Origin of the sequence: Bacillus daqingensis (genome assembly GCF_042654445.1) — a bacterium.
GTDB lineage: Bacteria > Bacillota > Bacilli > Bacillales > Salisediminibacteriaceae > Alkalicoccus > Alkalicoccus luteus.
Map to the genome: position 1 here is coordinate 661,580 of NZ_JBHSGK010000003.1, position 18,970 is coordinate 680,549.

The following is an 18,970-nucleotide window of genomic DNA, read 5'->3' on the forward strand; positions in this document are numbered from 1 at the left end:
GGCATTCCCGTTAAATTCCATTTTAAAGGAAGTGACAGAATGAGAACAGCATTACTTTCAGACGTACATGGTAATGAAGCAGCCCTGGATGCTGTGCTGGAAGATATTCAGTCAAATCGAGTATCTGCTATTGTTATGCTTGGGGATATTTCCTACCGCGGTCCGAAGCCTTCTGAATGCCTCGAAAAAGTACGTACTCACTGTGATTACGTCATTAAAGGAAATGCGGACGAATGGGCAGTCCGCGGCATTCACGCTGGTGAAGTACCGGCAGAAGCGATAGAGTTAATGCGTGCAGAACAAACTTTCACTGCAGGACACCTGTCAGAGGATCAGCGGGCCTACCTGCACCATCTGCCTTCATCGCTTGAGCTGCCCTTGAGCAATAAACGACAGCTTTATGCGGTACATGCAACTCCTGAAAGCTTATTTACCGTCATTCCAAAACATGCTGAAGACGAAGCGTTTCAGGCATTCGGTTCCGCAAATCCTCGTGCTGATTATTATGCATACGGGCATATTCACGATCCTCACTACCGAAGAATAAACGGAAAATCTATTATTAATACGGGCAGTGTTGGATTACCGTTTGACGGGTCGCCGGAAGCGTCCTATGTGCTTTTAGACCGTGATGACGATGTCCACGTACAATTTCGCCGCGTTCCGTATGACATAGATCGCGCCGTTCAGGACTTGTCTGACACCGGATACCCGGCTGAGGCGGTTCCGCTGCTGCGCTATATTTATGAGAACGGTTCCCGTCCTGTATAATTTTCTGTTTAGGCAGCGGACTCGCCGGTGGTTAACCGGCGGTCTCCGCTAACGCTCTCCAGATCTCCTCCGGCGATGCCTGATCTCCCAGAACATGCGTTACCTCTCCCTGCCTGCTAATAAATACTGTAGAAGGTACCCCGTTTAAATTCAAGCGGTCATATAACGCTCTTCCATCATCCTGCAAAGCAGGGATGGATAGACCTGCTTTCTCATAAAAAGCAGCCGGGTCCGCACCAGCTGCTTCTCTGCCAGGTACGTGAACGGTATACATATCAAGCTTATTTGGATCGGCTGATCGGTAAAGTGCCTGCTTCAGCTGCAAATCAGTCTGACTCTCAGGACACCAGGTCGTCCAGAAGGTCAGAATAACTGGTTGATCGAAGTTTGAAAGCACTACCGTTTCTTCACTAACCAGCCTGCGGATAGAGATTGTTTCCATCAAGAGTGCTCCCCCTTTGACTTTTGTATAAATTGAACAACACGAGGGACGTCGCGAAACGCATACATACGATCCTCCGGTTGTCCATCGATTACTTTCATTAAACAAGGGACACTTGTGATTTGCCATTTCTGGGCCAGATCTGGATGTTCGTTAATGTCCAACCGGCTTACTTTTTCGGTTCCGGGAAGCTGTTCTGCAATGTCAACAAACCTCTCCGCAAGTTTACATGTTCCGCAGACTGGCGTATAAAAGTAGGTAAACTCAGTCATACCGACTGCTTCCCTCCCGTTTCCGAAGTGCCGCTCTGACAGGGGAACCGTCTGCTCCGTGTAATTTTAAAGGGAAAGCGACAAGCTCATATAAGCCTGGCTCGATGTGCAGATTCAACCCTTCAAGAATGAGGATATCCTCTTCCAGACAGGCATGATGAGCCGGAAGATCTTTGCTTTCCAACGGATCTACCGACGGGGCATTCGTTCCGATCAGTTGAACTCCCTGCTCACCCAATGCGTGAATTAAAGCAGGATCCATCGCTGGAAAGGATTCATAGCTTCCCGGCTTTGCAGCAGTTTTAAATAACACATGCCGAACACCTGCAGGAAGCTGCTTCTGAAAAGCATTTATCGTCAGAACAGGCCATTCGTCTGTGCCAACGACAAGTGCCGGACCAGAGAATCGATTGATATCGATTTCGCTGATCCCGCTGCCTTCCCGACTGTAATGATAGGGAGCATCGGCGTGCGTTCCAGTATGGACGCTCATGCTTATCTTTGAGACGTTTACGCTGTCTCCTTTTTCCATAGACATTGTACCGCTTTTATGAAAAGGCGCATCTCCAGGCCAGACGTTCATGCCCTCGTGCAGCTCTCTTGATATATCCATCCATTTATTCATATGTATCTCCTTTCGACAAACACACAGGCTGCGCTCCCTCAGGGAAGTCAGCAGCCTGTGTTTGCAGCTCTATTGATTTTTCCCGTGATGCCTGTCATGCTGAATTTCTGACCAGTCAAATAAGACGCGTGCAAGCTCATCGACATCAAGGTCAAGCCCGTACCCGATCTTAAATTCCTGTTTGAGATTGTCATCAAGCCGCATGTACGAGTTTTTAAGCTCCTGGCAGAGATGTGCTACTTCTTCAAGCTGTTTTCTTGCAGATTGTAATTCCATTTTTATCCCTCCTCATAGCCGGTTTACCCGTTATCCGGAGGATGCAATCACGAAGATTCCCCTCTTACTTCCGCACCGAGCGTTTGCTTAAAATGTTCGAGCGCCCACTGATGCCCAGTCGGATTAAAGCTCTCCACAGCATTTGCATGCACGACAATATGAAAGCCTTTATTAAATGCATCTACCGCAGTGTGGAGAATACAAATGTCGGTACACACTCCGGCAAGGTGCAGCGTCGTGATCCCGCGCTCGCGGAGCTTCAATTCTAAGTCTGTTCCCGCGAATGCACTGTAACGAGTTTTATTCATCCAGTAATAACCCCCGTCGAGATTCTCCACATAGTCTCCAAGTATTCCGTACAAATTACGGCCTTTCGTACCTAAAATATTATGAGGCGGAAAGAGATTTGCCTCCGGGTGAAACGGATCGCCTTCTTCATGAGCGTCTACTGCAAAAACGGTATAAGTTCCGGAGTCAATAAACGATCTTGCCAGATTGGTAATGGCCTCCTCAATGCTGCGACCTCGTTCTCCACATGTTAAACGGCCATCCTCTGCAACAAAATCATTTGTATAGTCAACAAGTATCAATGCTTCTTTCATTGTAAAACCGCCTCCCTAGATACCGGCTTTCCTCATTAAGAAATCGGGTTTATCTTCAATGATGCTCGCCAACAGCTGTAAAGACTTGTGCAGACAGCTCATGTACTCTGGTATAATAGAACCAGCTGGCATACCCTGCCATCATTTCATGAAACACCCATAGTCTTTATTCTATTATACCAGAAAGGGTGAATGAGCATTGAAAATCAAATATAACATTATACCTAAGGACGACGTGATCACCTGTAAAGAGTCTTATTCTGTCGGTCAGGCGCTGGATGTGCTGGAGAAAAGCGGATTTCGTTGTGTACCCGTTCTCTCGGATGACGACAAACATTTTAAAGGCAATGTGTACGCCCAGGATGTTTATAAAGCTTTGCTGTACGGTGAAATCGACAAGCAGGCACCGCTGGAAACACTTTTGGCAGATCGGGATGTTCACCTGCAGGAATCTGCTTCTTTTTTCAGGATCTTTAAAAATATTAGAAGATACCCTTATATTGCCGTGACAGATCAGGAGAACGTGTTTACCGGTATTTTGACGCACGGCAACGTGATGTCGATTTTGGAAGACTCATGGGGCATCGAGTCCGGTAATTTAACATTTACGGTCTCCACGCATGAATATCAGGGTGCCCTGAGCGGAATTATGACAACTGTTAAAAAATACAGTTCTATTCACAGTCTGATGACACTGGATACTGACAGTACCTTCTTCAGACGTGTCATTGTCACACTTCCGGCAAGCACCGGCCGGGAAAAGCTGGACAGCCTCCTGCAGGATCTCGAAAGCAATGGATACCGCGTATTTGACGTAGAAGAAATGTAGCAGCAGCTTCCACTTTTCTTTCCAAGCGGAAGCTGCCTGCAACCTTATGATCAGAATGAAGGAGCTTACATGCTGCTATGTTATTGAGTCTGATCTCCCTTTTTAAGACTGCTAAAAAAGGAGTCGATCAGATGATAGATAAAACATCGCCAGACGACATTACTGCTGACATGCTTCACGGCTTCTTTGCCGGTTGGCCTGAGGCGCCTGATACAAAAACGCATTGGCGGATTTTGCAGGACAGCTGGAAGGCTTTCATAGCGTATGATGAGACTTAGCAACAGGCTGCAGGCTTTATTACGGCAGTCAGTGACGGCGTTCTCACTGCTTATATTCCACTGGTTGAAGTTCTTCCGCAATATTAAGGTCAAGGAATTGGAAAAAAGCTCGTTTCGAGAATGTTGAAAGAATGCAGTCAACTGTATCTGATCGATTTATGCTGTGATGATGATCTGACCGGATTTTATGAAAGATTAGGCATGACGAAGACAAATGGAATGATTGTGCGCAACTACGGCGCTCAATCGGGAACATGTTCAGTCGCTCGGAAACATGCCTAGTGCTTAATCCGCACCTTTTCACGCGTACACTTAACAAGCTGAATAAACAGCATGGAACATAAACGAACAACCGTATGTCTTTGTATCCTTTAGTGATCAACCCGAAAAACCGTGTATTCTTTAAATAGAATACACGGTTTTCAGGCTGTTGATAAAGTCAATTTGTTTACATGGTTATTCGATTGATTGACTTTCCCCTCTGTTTACCGAGCCTGCCGTGGGCTTGCCTTCAGCTATTTCTCAGGATAAACCTCTGAGAAAGGATCTTCAGGCTGCGCTAATTCCACGGGCACGCCGGACACAAAGGAGAAATGGATTTGTTTGATGGCGAAAAACGTTCCAATCGCTGGACGCTGCAGCTTTTTTTGGTGGGTACGTTGACGTTCATCCCGATTCGACATCGAAGCGCTGCCTAACGAAAGGTTCCCTCTAGATGGAACAAGCTCGTGTGAATCTTCACCAGGGTTTTAACCGGACAGCCAGCTGCTAAATCGGAGGAAACCCGACTCCGAGAGGATCAGAACGAGGCGAAGATCCGGCGGACGAAAGGAAGAAGCGGTTAGCTGAGGCCGTTCCCTCCGGAAAGCGAGGGTCCGCAGATGCAGGCAGATGCAAAGTCATTCACCTGAAATGACTTTATCAACACTCTGAAAACCGTGTATTCTTCAAAAAGAATACACGGTTTTTCATCATCTGTTTCACGGCGCGACAGCTGCTATTGTTCCCGCCCTATTGCATCAATTTTAAATTCATCATTTTGCAATTGAAGGTAATAATAGCGTGTTCCTTCACGGCGTTCTTCTTCGCCGCCTCTGTCTGAAACAAACACTCCGGTCACCGCAATCCGCTCTTCTCCAAATTCATTCTCTTCCGCCTGAATCTCACGGATTTCATCGACTCGTTCAATCGTTCGAGATGCTGACAGCTGCTGATGCTGCCGTCTTTCTGTATGATAACCGTGCGTGTTTAAGATAAAGTACGGCTCCATATAAGAAAAACTTTGGCGTTCCAAGCTTTCTTCCCAAGCTTCCATATATTCTATGACGAACTCGGTTTCTTGATCTTCCGTGTCGCGGTCGGCCGCTTCCCACGTTCCCTCTTCTCCGCATCCCGATAAGAGGATCAGCAGTAAACTGGTAAACAGCGCCATCACCCAGCTTTTCACGTTTGCTCCCCTTCTTTCTTCTGTTGATATTCCACTACGGCCTGTTTCACCATTTCCAGCGTATAATCGATTGATTTAACCTGCTCTCTGAACCGCTTCTTTTTGGTATCCTGCTGAAAGCACGTAACAGCTACCATCTCTACATTTTCAGCAAGCTGGTCAATTTGCTGGGCGTGCACATATGCCGGCTTCGCCATCTCCAAAAATTTCAATGCATCTGGCATCCAGTTCTCTAAATCCTGCATTACTTGCTCAACGAACGGCTTCACGTCATCATAAAAATCTGCAGTTGCTCCGCCTATCCGGTACGTTTGAAAGTGTTCTTCTGCCTGACGATTCCAGTCCTTCACTATATCTGTTCTCTTAAGTAACAATTCGAATTCATTCATGCTGCTCACCCCGGTATGATTGTAACAGAAGAAGCTGGTCACCCGCCACAGGCACGTAGCGCGTGCGTCTAAAATCTGATATCATATATCGATGCCTGTTTTAGCAGGCTCATGAGTTTCGTATGACGATAAGCCATTCAGGAGGCGTCTATTTATGGCCATCCGATATCCAAACGGTAAAAAATTTCAGCCGAAGCGTATCCCGACCGCTAAAAAAAGCGACTATAAGAAGGACAGCAGTTTCAGCAACCGAGGGATGCGGTTTGAAGAGCGCATTGAAGAATCTAATGAGTTTTATCTGTCCAGGGGACTTGCAGTGATTCATAAAAAGCCTACCCCGCTTCAAATTGTGAACGTGCATTATCCAAAGCGGAGTGCTGCAGTTGTGACAGAAGCTTATTTCCAAAAACCTTCAACCACCGATTTTAACGGCGTTTATAAAGGGTTTCATCTCGATTTTGAAGCGAAGGAAACCCGTAATAAGCAGAGCTTTCCGTTGAAAAACTTTCACGAGCACCAGCTCCATCATATGAAAGCCGTGGTAGATCATGGCGGGAAAGCATTTGTGCTTGTACATTTCACTGTTCATGAAGAAATTTATCTCATTCCAGCCGCTGTCTTTATCGCATGGACAAACAATGAAGAAAAACGAAAATCCATTCCGAAATCCTGGATTGAAGAATCAGGATTTCGTGTCAGCCAAGGATTCATGCCGAGCGTGGATTACTTGTCGGCCGTTGATGAATGGCTCAGCCTTTAGAGCTGATAGAAGAAAGGAAGATGCAATATGGCAGAAAATCTGTCACGAAGTCAGCGTAAAAAATCCCGCGGTCCAGAGAAACCTAAAAAGAAAACTTCCGGCCGCGGTTTTTTCAAAAAAGTGTTTATGGTGTTTCTCATTCTGATTATGGTTGGGATAATCGCAGGCGGGATCACCGCATTCGCGATAATCCGCGATGCACCGGAACTGGACCACGAGCAGTTAACGCTGTCACAGAATCCGGAAATTCTCGACATGAATGATGAAATTATTACGACGTTGGAAACCGGTGAAAACCGGCGCTCCGCGGACATCGAAGAAGTTCCTCCTGTAATGATTGATGCTGTGCTCGCTATAGAAGACGCTCGCTTTTACGATCACTTCGGTATCGATGTAAGGCGGCTTGGCGGTGCAGTTGTCGCAAACGTCCGCAGCGGTTTTGGCAGCGAGGGTGCAAGTACCATCACTCAGCAGGTTGTGAAGAACCTTTTCTTTGACTTTGATAAGACAATTACAAGAAAACTGCAGGAACAATACCTTGCCCTTCAGCTCGAACAAAGCTATACGAAGGATCAAATACTGGAGATGTATTTGAACGCGATTTACTTTTCAGACGGGCGCTACGGCATTGTAGAAGCTTCCAGCTATTACTTCAACAAAGAGCTTGATGAGCTGGAGCTTGAAGATGCTGCCCTTTTGGCTGGTATTCCGCAGCGACCGAACGCACATAATCCTTATAACAATCCAGACTTAGCAGAAAATCGCCGTAATATCGTGCTCGACCGCATGGCACATTACGGCAAAATTACTGAAGAAGAAGCTGCAGAAGCAAAAAGCATTCCAGTTGAAGAACAACTTGAGCGCACCGAACGGGAGCCAAATCAATTCCAGTCCTATATCGATCAGGTTTTAGATGAGGTCGAGGAAATTGAAGGTATCGAAGCGAGTGACATTTATACCGGCGGCTTGAAAATTTACACGAACCTGGATCGTGATCTGCAGGAACACGTGGAGCGCGTCATGCAGACTGACGAGTTCGTTCAATTCCCGGATGAACTCATGCAGGCTGGTGTCACGCTGATGGATACTGACACCGGTCAGGTGCATGCAATTGGCGGTATGCGCGAGCAGGCAGAAGGTGTGCGGATGTGGAACTGGGCAACGAGTCCTTCCAGACAAGCCGGTTCTACAAGTAAACCGATCTTCGCCTATGGACCTGTCATTGAACATGAGCAGTGGTCGACCGGCCAGATTATTGAGGATGAAGAATACGAATACACTACCGGCGATCCGGTTCGAAACTTCACCCGGACATTCCGGGGTGATGTTACGATGCGGGAAGCACTCCGCGACTCCTTAAACGTACCTGCGGTAAAAGCCCTGCATGAAGTTGGACTTGATTCTTCCGAGGCATTTGCCGAAGGACTGGGAATTCCGGTAGAAACGATGGTAGAATCAAATGCCCTCGGTGCTAATGAAGTTTCTTCCTTTGAAATGGCCGGCGCGTATGGCGCATTCGGCAACGGCGGCACGTATAATGATCCTCATACAGTGCGTGCAGTTGAATTTCCTGACGGCCAGGTCATCGATCTTGCTCCTGAAGGCACTCAAGCAATGGAAGATTACACTGCATTCATGGTATCTGACATGCTGAAAGATGTGATGACGGACGGCACTGCCGCCCGCCTGCAGATGAACGGTTTTGAAGCAGCCGGAAAAACGGGATCCAGTAACTTTGATGAAGGAGACAGAGAACGCTACGGTATTCCTGAAGGTGCCAATGCGATACCGGATGCGTGGTTTGTCGGTTATTCAACAGAGCTGACCGCATCTGTCTGGACTGGATACCCATCCTCCAACGACGGTTATATAGACCGGAATAACAATGAGCATCACATTTCTCAGGATATATTTCAGGAAGTGATGAACTATGCCCATGAAGGCAGAGAAACTGCCGGTTTCCGCCAGCCTGATTCTGTCGTAGAGGTGGATATTGAGCGCGCAACCGGTCTTCTGCCGAGCAGCTTTACCCCTGACAGTGAAATCATCAGCGAATATTTCGTCAGAGGCACAGAGCCTGGCAGTGTTTCTGAAGAATTTGAAATGGAAGAAGCTTCAGGAATCAGCGGCCTTTCCGCCTCCTATAATGAATCCAGCAATACGATTGAAGCGAGCTGGAGCTTCCCGGAAGACGAACTTGAGTTTTTCAGTTTCCGTATTGAGGTATCCGACTCAGAATCCGATTTCAGCACCGTTGATACGACGAAGAATACGTCCTTCTCCTTCTCTAATCCGGCACCAGGTGAGACCTACACCATCCGCATCACGCCGGTTGACGATGAGGATGACTCTGAGGCTGGAGATGCTGCCACCGCAGAAGTAACTGTACCGGAAGAGGAGGACGAGGAAGAGGAAGAAAATAATGAAGCAAACAACGACGAAAATAACAACGAAAACAACATGAATGAGAACAATGAAACAAACGAAGAAAACGACAGCAATGAAAATAATGAAACGAATGAGAATAACGAAGCTCCAGATGAGAGCGTAGAAGAAAATAACAGCGCAGGAAACGATAATAACGCAGCTCCCGAAAATAACACTACAGAAAATGAACCAGAAACGAATAATGGAAACGAAGAGCCTCAATCGAATGAAGAGACTCCTGCTGAGAACAGTAACAGCGATAACGGTCCTCCTGAAGATACGCCAGGTGAAGGAGACCCTGGCGACGGTAATGAAGAAGAGGTTTCCAGTCAGGAAGCGAACGAACCAGATAGTACCGAGTCTGAAGACGAATAATCATTTGCGGCCGGGAATATGGTGTCTCAACCCAGGGACCCTCTGCCAGTCGGAGAGATCTGCCCCGCATATTCGGACCGTTTTCCAGCAGCAAATAAGAGTGCCCGCAGAGATCGAGTCTCTGCGGGCACTCTTACTACCTTTATACATATTTTCGTCTAGTGAAGTCGTCCTTCGGCCTATCGCTTCATTCGATGCTTCATTTCCTGAGCCAGCTTGCACACTTCCAGTCTCCCCGTGAAATGTCCGGCTTTTTCCTGTACAAACTGGAAACGCTCAGCAGCATTTACAGGAGCGGCATGCTGATCAAAAACGGAAGCCGCTGCTTTTTCTTCAGCTGCGGTTTCGAGCATTTGCAGCAAGGCAGCTGCAGCTTGATTGACTTCGTCAACATCTGCTGATTGGCGCATGTAGGGCTCATCCCAGTTTTCATAAAAGGCCTTGTGCATCTGTATCAGCTTGTCGTTCATCCTGCCGCGGTTTTTTTCTCCCGCTTTTTGCCTTCCCTGCATAAATAGAGAAGCGGGCATTCCGGACAAGCAGGCTTCTGCGCTTTGCAATGATATCTCCCGAAGAAAATCATACGGTGGTGCGTATCTGACCATTCTGCTTCAGGTATTTTTTTCATAAGTGCCTTTTCCACTTCCAAAACGGAATCTTTCCAACGGCATAAACCGAGTCGTTTGCTGACGCGCTCTACGTGTGTATCAACAGCAATTGCAGGTCTTCCGAATGCCACAGACGTGACCACATTTGCCGTTTTTCGTCCCACTCCGGCCAGCTTAACCAACTCATCCCGTTCCTTGGGAATGTCCCCGTCAAAATCATCAATCAAGCTTCGGCAAAGCTTTTGAATGTTTTTCGCTTTGCTTCGAAAAAGACCGATCCGCCGAATATCCTGTTCAAGTTCTTCAAGCGGGACCGCCAGATAATCCTCAGGCGATTTATACTTATCAAAAAGCGCCGGTGTTACTTTATTGACGAGCGCATCCGTTGCCTGTGCAGACAGTAAAACAGCGATCGTCAATTCGAATGAATTAGAGTGCGTCAGTTCACATTCCGCATCCGGATACATCGCTTCCATCGTATCCAATACTTCTCTGATTTGAGTCCGATTCAGCATCAGCTGTTCCCCCCTTCCAGCCAGTTATAGCCGGGATGAGGTCTGGCTGCTTTAACCGGCGGTGCCTGTATTCCTTTTCGCTGATGCCGGACTTCTTCCGACATCCTTCTGACCTGGTCTGGCGTTTTTACGCCTTTACGCTTCCACTCAAACAAAATACGATCAATGTACCGAAAATTAAGCTTTGAAGAAATCACCGCTTCTTTGAGAGCAGATTGAATTAACTCGCAAGAATGCTTATCCTCATCAAGCCACATCGAAATCATTTCCATCTCAATAGAAGAAAGCGGCCGTCCAAATTCTTCTTCAAATCGTTGAAATAAGCGGCCCTCTTCCATTTCCGACTGCTTCCGGCTTTCTGATTCCGCTGGCTGCCCTGCTTGCTCGGCCATCTTTCGATACAGAGGCTGCAGCGTCATCTCCTCCTGGATCATCGATGCACTGCTGCCAGGCTGTTCCTTGATTTCGAGAAGGCCCTTTCGCAAAAGCTGTCGCAAAATGGCGGATATGTCATGTTCATCAGTACTCATTCTGTCAGAGAGCATTTCTGGTGAAGGCAGCTTGATACCTTCTTCTAAAAGCTGATGGATGTGAAGGGTCAGCAGAAATTCCTGATCCGTTAACCCGAGTTGTTTATAAGATTTAAAAAAAAGTGCAGGCAAAACAAATGGCTTTTCCTGAAGCAGATTCAGCAGCTTTTCATCCATGACGATCTTCCTTTCGTATTCTTGAAAATTCTCTTGTCACCTGAAAGTCGACGACTCGCTGAACCTGGCGATAAAAAGAAGCCGTCCACATGAATAAGGCGCTGGACGGCTCTTGGTATGAAATCGAACGGCACGGGTTCGTCGTTACGATAGCGCCGCTTTTCGCATCATTACGGGTAAAGCCTGTTTAGAAGTCTTGGGAATGGAATCGTTTCCCTGACATGTTCCGTGCCCGAAATCCAGGCTACCGTTCGTTCAAGACCTAAGCCAAAGCCGGAATGAGGAACGGATCCATACTTTCTCAAGTCCATGTACCACTGATAAGCATCTGCAGAAAGACTGTGTTCCTCATAACGCTGCTGCAGAAGTGCTTCATCGTCGATACGCTGGCTGCCGCCGATAATTTCTCCATACCCTTCTGGTGCGATAAGGTCTGCACATAAAACGACATCGTCGCGTTCAGGATGCGGCTTCATGTAAAATGCCTTAATGTCTTTTGGATAGTTTGTGATAAACACCGGTTTGTCGTAAGCTTCGGCGATAGCCGTTTCGTGAGGCGCTCCAAAATCTTCGCCCCATGAAATCTCGTAGCCCTCTTTTTGTAAAAATGCGATAGCATCATCGTAAGAAATTCGCGGGAAAGGAGCCTGAATTTTTTCCAGGACGGCCGTATCTCGCTCTAATACAGCAAGCTCTTCTTTGCAGTTTGCCAGAACCGCCTGAACAATTGCGGTTACATACGTTTCCTGCACCTGCAGACTTTCTTCATGATCCATAAATGCCATTTCAGGCTCGATCATCCAGAACTCAATTAAATGCCTTCTCGTTTTAGATTTCTCTGCCCGGAAAGTCGGGCCGAACGAGAACACTTTGCCAAGCGCCATCGCTGCTGCTTCCATGTACAGCTGGCCGCTCTGGGAAAGGTACGCATCTTCATCGAAGTATTTCGTATGAAACAGCTCCGTAGTCCCCTCTGCTGAGCTTGCTGTTAAAATAGGCGGATCTACCTTCACAAAACCTTCCTGGTTAAAATACTCGTAAGTGGCACGAATAATTTCGTTACGAATCCGCATGATCGCATGCTGTTTTTTTGAACGGAGCCACAGGTGCCTGTGATCCATTAAAAATTCAGTGCCGTGTTCTTTCGGTGTAATCGGATACTCAGACGCTTCATGAATGACCTCTATATCTGTAACTGCTAATTCGTAACCGGAAGGAGCGCGGTCATCTTTTTTTACCGTGCCTGTTACGTAGAGGGAAGATTCCTGAGAAAGCTCCTTCGCCACCTTAAATTTTTCTTCGCCAACCTCGGCTTTAACAAGCACACCCTGGATAAAGCCGGTGCCGTCACGCAGCTGAAGAAAAGCAATTTTACCGCTTGACCGCTTATTTGCAAGCCACGCTCCTAGCGTTACTGATTCATTTTCGTGCTGTCCAATTTGTTTAATAGTCGTTTTCAATACGATAACCTCCGTCAAAAATTACCTCTCGTCTGCTAGAGAACCTATTCAGGATCCGTGTGAAGCTGTAAATGCTTCGATTCTGTTCAGCGCCTCCTCAAACTGGTCCAGGCTTGTCGCATAGCTCAGTCTGATATTATCCGGCGCGCCAAACCCGCTGCCTGGTACAACGGCGACTTTTGCTTTTTCCAGTAGGGCCGTCACCCATTCATCCGTTGTTTTATAAGGACTGGCGTCCACCGCTTCTTTTACGTTTGGAAACAAATAAAAAGCGCCCTGCGGCTTTTGGCAGGAGAATCCGGAAATGCTGTTTAACCGGTCAAATACTTTATTGAGCCGCTCTTCAAATGCAGCGCGCATGTTCTCAACCGAACCATCGTCCTTCTCATAGGCTGCGATCGCACCATATTGTGCCATAACGGCCGGATTTGACGTAGTATGGCTGGCCAGATTCGACATCTTTTTGATAATTTCACTATTTCCGGCTGTGTAGCCGATACGCCATCCTGTCATAGAATGCGATTTAGAGACACCATTTACGAGCAGCGTCTGTTCTTTTAATTCCGGCGAAAGCTGGGCGATGGAAACATGCTCCGCTCCGTCATACAGAAGCTTCTCATATATTTCATCTGAAATAATCAGCATGTTGTATTTTAGGCACACATCCCCTATTTCACGCAGTTCGGCAGCACTATACGTCATTCCGGTCGGGTTGGACGGCGAGTTAATAATCACCGCCTTCGTCTTATCCGTTACTGCTTGCTCGATCTGAGAAGCTTCTGCTTTAAAGCCGTTTTCCTCGCGTCCTTCTACAAATACAGGCTTGCCTCCTGCAATTTTTACCTGTTCCGGGTAGCTTACCCAATAAGGTGTAATGATGATAACTTCATCTTCGTCCTGTAAAATCGTTTGAAAAATAGAAGATAACGCATGCTTGGCACCCGTTGACACGATAATTTCGTCTGGACGGTAAGAAAGCCCGTTGTCCTGCTTTAATTTTTCAGCTATGGCTTGCTTCAAAGCAGGAAGACCCGCTGCGGGAGTATATTTCGTATGTCCTTCCAGCATGGATTTATAGCTGGCTTCAATGATGTACTCCGGTGTATTAAAATCCGGTTCACCTGCCCCGAGTCCAATGACATCATGCCCCTGTTCCCGAAGTTCCTTAGCCTTAGCGGTAATCGCAAGCGTAGATGATGGTGTGATCGATTCTACCTTAGGGGAAAATTGCATTTGTAATACACTCCTCTATTTATAATGAAGTAAGGTTATCTGGAAATACGCGGCGACAGTTCATATCTGCGGAGATAGTCACCATCTTCAAATGAAACGTAATAGTAGCCGAAGCGCCCTTCCGAATCACGATAACGGACCTCGTAAACAGCCGTATCACTGATAAAGCCCGGTTTAACTGAGATAAATCGGCTGATATCCGCGTCAGAAGCAGCGATTGATACAGCCTCGTCCTGCGCAATCCCATCATTCTTATTCAACACGATGATGTCACGTTCTTCTCCCTCAGCCGGTTCTTCCTGTTCCCCAGCCTCGTTGTCAGCTTCATCCAGTTCTTCTGCCGCTTCCTCTTCTTCAGGAAGCGGGTCTTCTACAAACACATAGACATCTTCTCCTGAAGCGTCGACTGCATCAATCACCTGGTAGGAGACTGCTCCATGAAAATACTCGATCTCCCGGATTTCCTGCAGTTCATATTCCTCTTCAGCAGCTTCAGCCGCAAGAGCCTGCCGTTCTTCCAGCGGGTTTAATGCAGAGTTGAGAACAGCGTATACAGTGACGCCTACCGCTGCCGTTCCGGCCAGGCCTAATATCATCAGTAATTTTTTCATGCATTATTCACCCGCAGTATCATATATCGTAAATACCATTCGGCTGCTGTCTTTATCATCCAGCGCAATACCAAACATTAAATCTCTCTCTTTTAACGTGCGATTTAAGGAATCTACCATTTTATATGCGTCCGGACATTTTTCTATCGTGACGCTGTTAAGTAATTTCACCTGATTGCTGCTCACGTTCCGTCCTCCTTTAAAAGCGACGCAGAGTATAGCCGGGTTCTGCTTGCAACGATTTTATTTTATCATACCTGGTCCTGTCAGGACGTTGATTCCGCAATTTTTCTCCACTCTGATTCTGCTTCGGCACGTACCTTCTCTTCATCGATCGTAAGAAGCGTTCCTTCACGCATCAACGCTCGTCCATTACACCAGACGTCTGTCACATCAGAGGATTCAGCTGCATAGAGCAGATGATCCTCAGCACGCTGTTCCAAGTCTGGCGACATGTGCAGCCTGTCTGTCCTTAAGAGTACGATGTCTGCGGCCTTCCCCGTTTTTAGTTCGCCTGTATTGGAGAAACCGAGCATGGAAGCTCCCGTTCTCCACGCAGCTCTCAGCCAGTCCGCCGGCTGCACTGCCGTGCTGTTTTCTTCTGCACCAGTATGAAGGATTGCTGCAGTCTGCATATCTGATAATACGCTTAAACGATTGTTGCTTGCTGCTGAATCAGTGCCGATTCCGATCCGGATGTCTGCTTCCAGCATTCTGCTGATAGGAGCAATCCCCGACCCCAGCTTTAAATTGGAGCGTGGGTTATGTGATATGGAAGCTCCGCTTTCCTGCAACAGAATAGTATCTTCTTCCGTCACATGTACGGCATGAGCAAGCACTGTCTGAGGCGTTAGAAATCCAAGCTCATATAAATGCCGGCAAGGGGTGATACCATGCTTCGCGAGGTGATCGGAGACTTCCGATGCTGTTTCAGACATATGTGTATGCCGAACAACATCATATTGATCAGCCAGCTCAGCTGCCTTGTAAATAAAGTCAGGCGGACAAGTATAAAGGGCATGAGGCGATACCGCAGCCTGAACAAGACCGCTAGTATCAGCTTCAATGGCCTGTATAAGCGTTTCTGACTCCTTCAGCCTCTCTGTCCAGCGCCCATCAAGTGCGATCATTCCTCTTCCCAGTACAGCCTTCATTCCTACTTCTGTAACCCGTTCCGCAAGATGCAGCATATCCAGATGGTACATATCCATAAACATCGTTGTTCCACTGCGGATCATTTCAGCCATAGCAAGGTTGGAGGCCGCACGAACGGTATCACTAGTAAATTGACCTTCCGCCGGCCACATGACATTTTTAAGCCACTCTTGCAGAGGAAGACCTCCGCCTGCACCTCTTAATAACGTGCTGCCTGTATGAGTGTGTGTATTAACAAAACCCGGTGTCACAAGCCTGCCTGCAGCATCTACTACATGATCTTCATCTAACGGCTCTAAGTCCGGTTCAATCCGCGTAATGCTTGTTCCTTCTATCCGAATATCCTTTTTCTCAGCCGGTTGCCCAGGAGTCAGCAGAATACCGTTTTTTATGACTGTTGCCTTCATTCCTGCAGCTCCTTCCTGAACCAGGCCTCGGCCCGGTTTTCCAAATCGTATATTGACTCTTCATACACGGCAACGTCTTCCGGAAGCGATTTTAAGAACTTCCGTCCGTATCGCGCTGTGATAATCCTTCTGTCCATAACGACAATGAGGCCCGAATCCTTTTCATTCCGAATCAGTCTGCCAAAGCCTTGTTTGAATCGGAGAACCGCTTTTGGAAGCGACAGCTTCATAAATGGAGACCCACCGCTTTCTTTCAGTTTATCTGCTTTTGCCTGAAAAACTGGGTCTCCCGGAGGCGGAAAAGGTAGTCTTGCCATAACGAGAACCGAAAGATCATCGCCTGGTATATCGACTCCTTCCCAAAAACTGCTCGTGCCAAAGAGAATGCTCCGGTCAAATTGCTGAAACATTTTAACCAGTTTTGTTCTGCTTTTAGACTGGACGCCCTGCCCGATTAGAAGATAGCTTTCGTCGAGCATTGGCTGCAGCAGACGGTAGGCACGGCGGAGCATATCATAAGAGGTGAACAATACCATCATTTTACCTTTAGTGACACTCGAAAGCCTATACACTGTTTCAACAAGTGCTTCAATATACAGCTCTTCTCCATCGTCTTTGATATGAGGCATATCCTCTGGAATCAAAATAGCTGCTTGTTCCTTCCAGCGAAAAGGAGATGCAACTTGCAGAGTCCTGATTTCAAAATCTTCCAACCCCAGCTCATCGATCATGTAGGCGAAGCTTTTATCGACTGTCATGGTGGCGCTCGTCAGCAGCACACTTTTCTTTTTACGAAAGAATCGGTCGGCAAGCAGATGGTCGACTTCAGTCGGGCTTGAATAAACCGTAATGGACTGCTTCGGTCCTTTAGCGGACTTTTCCAGCCAATAAACATACCCGTCCTGCTGTTGGAGAATAAGCTTTTCCACGAGGTGGAGCTTATCCTCTAGCTCCTGAAAAAACGCTGTCAGTTTCGGCAGATCTTTCTCTGAAGCTTCCTGCTGCAAAAAAACCCATTCATCGAGAATATCCTGCATGACCGCACGAAACCTGGCTGCTGTATCCTGGACCTGCGCCCATCTGCGGTCCATGTGAACCGTTCGTGCTCTTCCGCCGCTTTCAGAGGTTCCTGCTCCATGCGACAAATACTGGTACATCATTAAAAATGTATCATGGTATTCCTGCTTTGCATCCTCAAAAGCAGTCGTTAATCTGCTTAGTTGTGCTGGAAGGTGCTCCAGCGCCCGCTCTAGCAAGCCTTTTTGATCCCTATCCCTGCCAGCGAATTCATTCAGAAGTCTTGCCATATCAGCATATTCAAGTGAAATCCCAAATTGTCTGGAAGCGGCCTCTGATAAATGATGAGCTTCATCAATCACGGCTTTTCGGTATGCCGGAATGACCTGTGTATCATGTGCGATATCTGTCAGAAGCAGCGCATGATTGGTGATAACAAGGTCCGCCTCGCGCGCCTGCTGCTTAGCGCGCTGGTAATAATCACGTGAGAACCAGGGGCAGTCAGGCGAAGAACACGACTCCGGGTCACTCGCAATTTCTTTCATAAAAAGCTGCGAAGCTGCAGCAAGGTTAAGCTCCTCAAGGTCACCTGTCGTCGTTTCCGTCAGCCAGATGAGGAGCTGGGAGCGAGCCAGCATCGTCTCATAGCTTTCATGCAGCTGGTTTTCCAACAGCCTTTCTACTTTCTGCAAGCACGCATAATGATGCCGCCCCTTTAAGAGTGCCGTTTTTGGTCTGAAAGGAAGCAGCTTCTCCAGCAGTGGTATTTCTTTTTTTAGAATCTGTTCCTGCAGCTGGATGGTTTCCGTGCTGATAACGATCCGCTCTTTATTATTCCAGGCATGAACGGCTGCGGGAATTAAATAGGCCAGCGTTTTTCCAGTCCCTGTGCCTGCCTCTGCTAATCCGGTCTCATTCTCAGAAAAAATAGTATCTGTAAATGTCATCATGTCCGCTTGGCCGGAACGGTAAATGTAGCCAGGAAAAATGGCCTCCATGGTTTCCTGCTGTTGAAAGGTAGCGAGTACTTCTTTAAGCTGAACAGGCTCTGTCCGATTTCTCCGCGGAGCTTTAGCTGGCTTTCTTACTGCTATGCCCCGATATGTTTCGGTTTCCGACTCGGCTTCATCTGCCCCGGATGCCGTTTCATAAGCTTCTGCTACGATCGGATACATGTCACTTTTCCAGCTGGTTGAAAGAGAAAGGAGATGCTTTAACGCTGCTGCGGGAAGCTGCTGTAATTTATTATGTATGCGGAGCCATAAATCGGCAGCCGCCTCCGCATCGCTGTCGGCCTGATGCGGATTATCATGAGAGATGCCCAGAGAAGCGGAGAGTTCACCCAGCCGGAAGCTGTCTTCTGAAGGGAAAAATATGCGGCTTAGTTCGACCGTGTCAGCGACCGGTCCTTCAAAAGAGGTGTATCCCGCTTCTTCCAGCGCTTCGTTCAAGAAGGGAAGATCAAAATCAGCATTATGGGCGACAAAACAGGCATTAGACAAGTCCGTAAGCACTTCAGGGACTACATCCTCAAAAGCAGGCGCTCCCTCCAGATCCTCAAGCGATATGCCAGTGAGCTGCTGAACAAATTCCGGAATGTATGCCGCTCCGCTGATAAAGCTTGAGAAGGACTTTATTTTTTCTCCATTGTCAATCACCACATAGGCAATCTGGATAATCTGATCACCCTCTGCGGGAGACACGCCTGTTGTTTCCAGATCCATAACTACAAATTTAGACAACATCATTCCCTACCTTCTCCAT

At 47.4% G+C, this 18,970-nt stretch carries 21 protein-coding genes; 5 read left to right on the top strand and 16 right to left on the bottom strand.

The genetic code is table 11. The features are described from left to right. Positions 1 to 39 precede the first annotated feature (39 nt). Complete coding sequence (locus ACFO4L_RS04515; RefSeq protein ID WP_377908484.1) at positions 40 to 771, top strand: metallophosphoesterase family protein; 732 nt, start codon at positions 40 to 42, stop codon at positions 769 to 771. A gap of 31 nt (positions 772 to 802) precedes the next feature. Here the strand turns inward: ACFO4L_RS04515 and ACFO4L_RS04520 are convergent, their stop codons facing one another. From ACFO4L_RS04520 to ACFO4L_RS04540, 5 genes are all read right to left on the bottom strand, one after another. Next, positions 803 to 1,213, bottom strand: coding sequence for a TlpA disulfide reductase family protein (locus ACFO4L_RS04520; protein WP_377908570.1), 411 nt, complete (start codon positions 1,211 to 1,213; stop codon positions 803 to 805). Continuing rightward, positions 1,213 to 1,485, bottom strand: coding sequence for a thioredoxin family protein (locus ACFO4L_RS04525; protein WP_377908485.1), 273 nt, complete (start codon positions 1,483 to 1,485; stop codon positions 1,213 to 1,215). Before ACFO4L_RS04525 ends, ACFO4L_RS04520 begins: the two co-directional genes overlap by 1 nt. Further along, complete coding sequence (locus tag ACFO4L_RS04530; RefSeq protein WP_377908486.1) at positions 1,478 to 2,110, bottom strand: cyclase family protein; 633 nt, start codon at positions 2,108 to 2,110, stop codon at positions 1,478 to 1,480. Before ACFO4L_RS04530 ends, ACFO4L_RS04525 begins: the two co-directional genes overlap by 8 nt. A gap of 69 nt (positions 2,111 to 2,179) precedes the next feature. Continuing rightward, positions 2,180 to 2,386 carry a hypothetical protein gene (locus ACFO4L_RS04535; RefSeq protein ID WP_168008799.1) on the bottom strand — a complete coding sequence of 69 codons (207 nt, stop codon included), beginning with the start codon at positions 2,384 to 2,386 and terminating at the stop codon, positions 2,180 to 2,182. 47 nt (positions 2,387 to 2,433) lie between these two features. Further along, complete coding sequence (locus ACFO4L_RS04540; RefSeq protein WP_377908487.1) at positions 2,434 to 2,988, bottom strand: cysteine hydrolase family protein; 555 nt, start codon at positions 2,986 to 2,988, stop codon at positions 2,434 to 2,436. Positions 2,989 to 3,187: 199 nt separating this feature from the next. Between ACFO4L_RS04540 and cbpA the strand changes: the two genes are divergently transcribed. Next, positions 3,188 to 3,817: a cyclic di-AMP binding protein CbpA gene (gene cbpA / locus ACFO4L_RS04545; RefSeq protein WP_377908488.1), complete on the top strand. Its 630-nt coding sequence runs from the start codon at positions 3,188 to 3,190 to the stop codon at positions 3,815 to 3,817. A 131-nt stretch (positions 3,818 to 3,948) separates the two neighbouring features. Beyond that, positions 3,949 to 4,095: a hypothetical protein gene (locus tag ACFO4L_RS04550; RefSeq protein ID WP_377908489.1), complete on the top strand. Its 147-nt coding sequence runs from the start codon at positions 3,949 to 3,951 to the stop codon at positions 4,093 to 4,095. Positions 4,096 to 5,092: 997 nt separating this feature from the next. Here ACFO4L_RS04550 and ACFO4L_RS04555 read toward each other — a convergent pair. Continuing rightward, entirely contained in the window at positions 5,093 to 5,542 is a 450-nt protein-coding gene (locus tag ACFO4L_RS04555; protein WP_377908490.1) for a hypothetical protein, read from the bottom strand. Beyond that, a complete protein-coding gene (locus ACFO4L_RS04560) occupies positions 5,539 to 5,892 on the bottom strand; it encodes a YppE family protein (RefSeq protein ID WP_377908491.1) in 354 nt (117 codons plus the stop codon). Before ACFO4L_RS04560 ends, ACFO4L_RS04555 begins: the two co-directional genes overlap by 4 nt. A 193-nt stretch (positions 5,893 to 6,085) precedes the next feature. Here ACFO4L_RS04560 and recU point away from each other — a divergent pair, with 193 nt between their 5' ends. Beyond that, positions 6,086 to 6,691, top strand: coding sequence for a Holliday junction resolvase RecU (gene recU / locus ACFO4L_RS04565; protein WP_377908492.1), 606 nt, complete (start codon positions 6,086 to 6,088; stop codon positions 6,689 to 6,691). A 27-nt stretch (positions 6,692 to 6,718) separates the two neighbouring features. Further along, positions 6,719 to 9,493, top strand: a complete 2,775-nt coding sequence (locus ACFO4L_RS04570; protein ID WP_377908493.1) for a PBP1A family penicillin-binding protein — start codon at positions 6,719 to 6,721, stop codon at positions 9,491 to 9,493. A 179-nt stretch (positions 9,494 to 9,672) separates the two neighbouring features. Here the strand turns inward: ACFO4L_RS04570 and ACFO4L_RS04575 are convergent, their stop codons facing one another. The 9 genes from ACFO4L_RS04575 to dinG form a co-directional block, all read right to left on the bottom strand. Then, complete coding sequence (locus ACFO4L_RS04575; RefSeq protein WP_377908494.1) at positions 9,673 to 9,903, bottom strand: YpoC family protein; 231 nt, start codon at positions 9,901 to 9,903, stop codon at positions 9,673 to 9,675. 56 nt (positions 9,904 to 9,959) lie between these two features. After that, entirely contained in the window at positions 9,960 to 10,616 is a 657-nt protein-coding gene (nth, locus tag ACFO4L_RS04580; protein WP_377908495.1) for an endonuclease III, read from the bottom strand. After that, positions 10,616 to 11,323: a DnaD domain-containing protein gene (locus ACFO4L_RS04585; protein WP_377908496.1), complete on the bottom strand. Its 708-nt coding sequence runs from the start codon at positions 11,321 to 11,323 to the stop codon at positions 10,616 to 10,618. The genes nth and ACFO4L_RS04585 overlap by 1 nt, the downstream gene beginning before the upstream one ends. A 170-nt stretch (positions 11,324 to 11,493) precedes the next feature. After that, positions 11,494 to 12,783: an asparagine--tRNA ligase gene (asnS, locus tag ACFO4L_RS04590; RefSeq protein ID WP_377908497.1), complete on the bottom strand. Its 1,290-nt coding sequence runs from the start codon at positions 12,781 to 12,783 to the stop codon at positions 11,494 to 11,496. 48 nt (positions 12,784 to 12,831) lie between these two features. After that, the gene (locus ACFO4L_RS04595; RefSeq protein ID WP_377908498.1) at positions 12,832 to 14,016 is read right to left on the bottom strand and encodes a pyridoxal phosphate-dependent aminotransferase; all 1,185 of its coding nucleotides are present in this window, start codon (positions 14,014 to 14,016) and stop codon (positions 12,832 to 12,834) included. Positions 14,017 to 14,051: 35 nt separating this feature from the next. Then, on the bottom strand, positions 14,052 to 14,627 hold the full coding sequence (locus ACFO4L_RS04600) for a cell wall elongation regulator TseB-like domain-containing protein (protein ID WP_377908499.1): 576 nt from the start codon (positions 14,625 to 14,627) through the stop codon (positions 14,052 to 14,054). Between the two features lie 3 nt (positions 14,628 to 14,630). Next, the gene (locus ACFO4L_RS04605) at positions 14,631 to 14,798 is read right to left on the bottom strand and encodes a YpmA family protein (protein WP_377908571.1); all 168 of its coding nucleotides are present in this window, start codon (positions 14,796 to 14,798) and stop codon (positions 14,631 to 14,633) included. Positions 14,799 to 14,893: 95 nt separating this feature from the next. Next, positions 14,894 to 16,189: an amidohydrolase gene (locus ACFO4L_RS04610; protein ID WP_377908500.1), complete on the bottom strand. Its 1,296-nt coding sequence runs from the start codon at positions 16,187 to 16,189 to the stop codon at positions 14,894 to 14,896. Then, the gene (gene dinG, locus ACFO4L_RS04615; RefSeq protein WP_377908501.1) at positions 16,186 to 18,954 is read right to left on the bottom strand and encodes an ATP-dependent DNA helicase DinG; all 2,769 of its coding nucleotides are present in this window, start codon (positions 18,952 to 18,954) and stop codon (positions 16,186 to 16,188) included. The genes ACFO4L_RS04610 and dinG overlap by 4 nt, the downstream gene beginning before the upstream one ends. Positions 18,955 to 18,970: the final 16 nt, after the last annotated feature.

Coding starts and splice junctions, on each gene's coding strand:
- ACFO4L_RS04515 (WP_377908484.1), top strand. CDS start 40: ATGAGAACAGCATTACTTTCAGACGTACATGGTAATGAAGCAGCCCTG.
- ACFO4L_RS04530 (WP_377908486.1), bottom strand. CDS start 2,110: ATGAATAAATGGATGGATATATCAAGAGAGCTGCACGAGGGCATGAAC.
- ACFO4L_RS04600 (WP_377908499.1), bottom strand. CDS start 14,627: ATGAAAAAATTACTGATGATATTAGGCCTGGCCGGAACGGCAGCGGTA.
- ACFO4L_RS04595 (WP_377908498.1), bottom strand. CDS start 14,016: ATGCAATTTTCCCCTAAGGTAGAATCGATCACACCATCATCTACGCTT.
- dinG (WP_377908501.1), bottom strand. CDS start 18,954: ATGATGTTGTCTAAATTTGTAGTTATGGATCTGGAAACAACAGGCGTG.
- ACFO4L_RS04520 (WP_377908570.1), bottom strand. CDS start 1,213: ATGGAAACAATCTCTATCCGCAGGCTGGTTAGTGAAGAAACGGTAGTG.
- ACFO4L_RS04540 (WP_377908487.1), bottom strand. CDS start 2,988: ATGAAAGAAGCATTGATACTTGTTGACTATACAAATGATTTTGTTGCA.
- ACFO4L_RS04585 (WP_377908496.1), bottom strand. CDS start 11,323: ATGGATGAAAAGCTGCTGAATCTGCTTCAGGAAAAGCCATTTGTTTTG.
- ACFO4L_RS04525 (WP_377908485.1), bottom strand. CDS start 1,485: ATGACTGAGTTTACCTACTTTTATACGCCAGTCTGCGGAACATGTAAA.
- recU (WP_377908492.1), top strand. CDS start 6,086: ATGGCCATCCGATATCCAAACGGTAAAAAATTTCAGCCGAAGCGTATC.
- ACFO4L_RS04575 (WP_377908494.1), bottom strand. CDS start 9,903: ATGCGCCAATCAGCAGATGTTGACGAAGTCAATCAAGCTGCAGCTGCC.
- ACFO4L_RS04570 (WP_377908493.1), top strand. CDS start 6,719: ATGGCAGAAAATCTGTCACGAAGTCAGCGTAAAAAATCCCGCGGTCCA.
- ACFO4L_RS04550 (WP_377908489.1), top strand. CDS start 3,949: ATGATAGATAAAACATCGCCAGACGACATTACTGCTGACATGCTTCAC.
- ACFO4L_RS04535 (WP_168008799.1), bottom strand. CDS start 2,386: ATGGAATTACAATCTGCAAGAAAACAGCTTGAAGAAGTAGCACATCTC.
- ACFO4L_RS04610 (WP_377908500.1), bottom strand. CDS start 16,189: ATGAAGGCAACAGTCATAAAAAACGGTATTCTGCTGACTCCTGGGCAA.
- nth (WP_377908495.1), bottom strand. CDS start 10,616: ATGCTGAATCGGACTCAAATCAGAGAAGTATTGGATACGATGGAAGCG.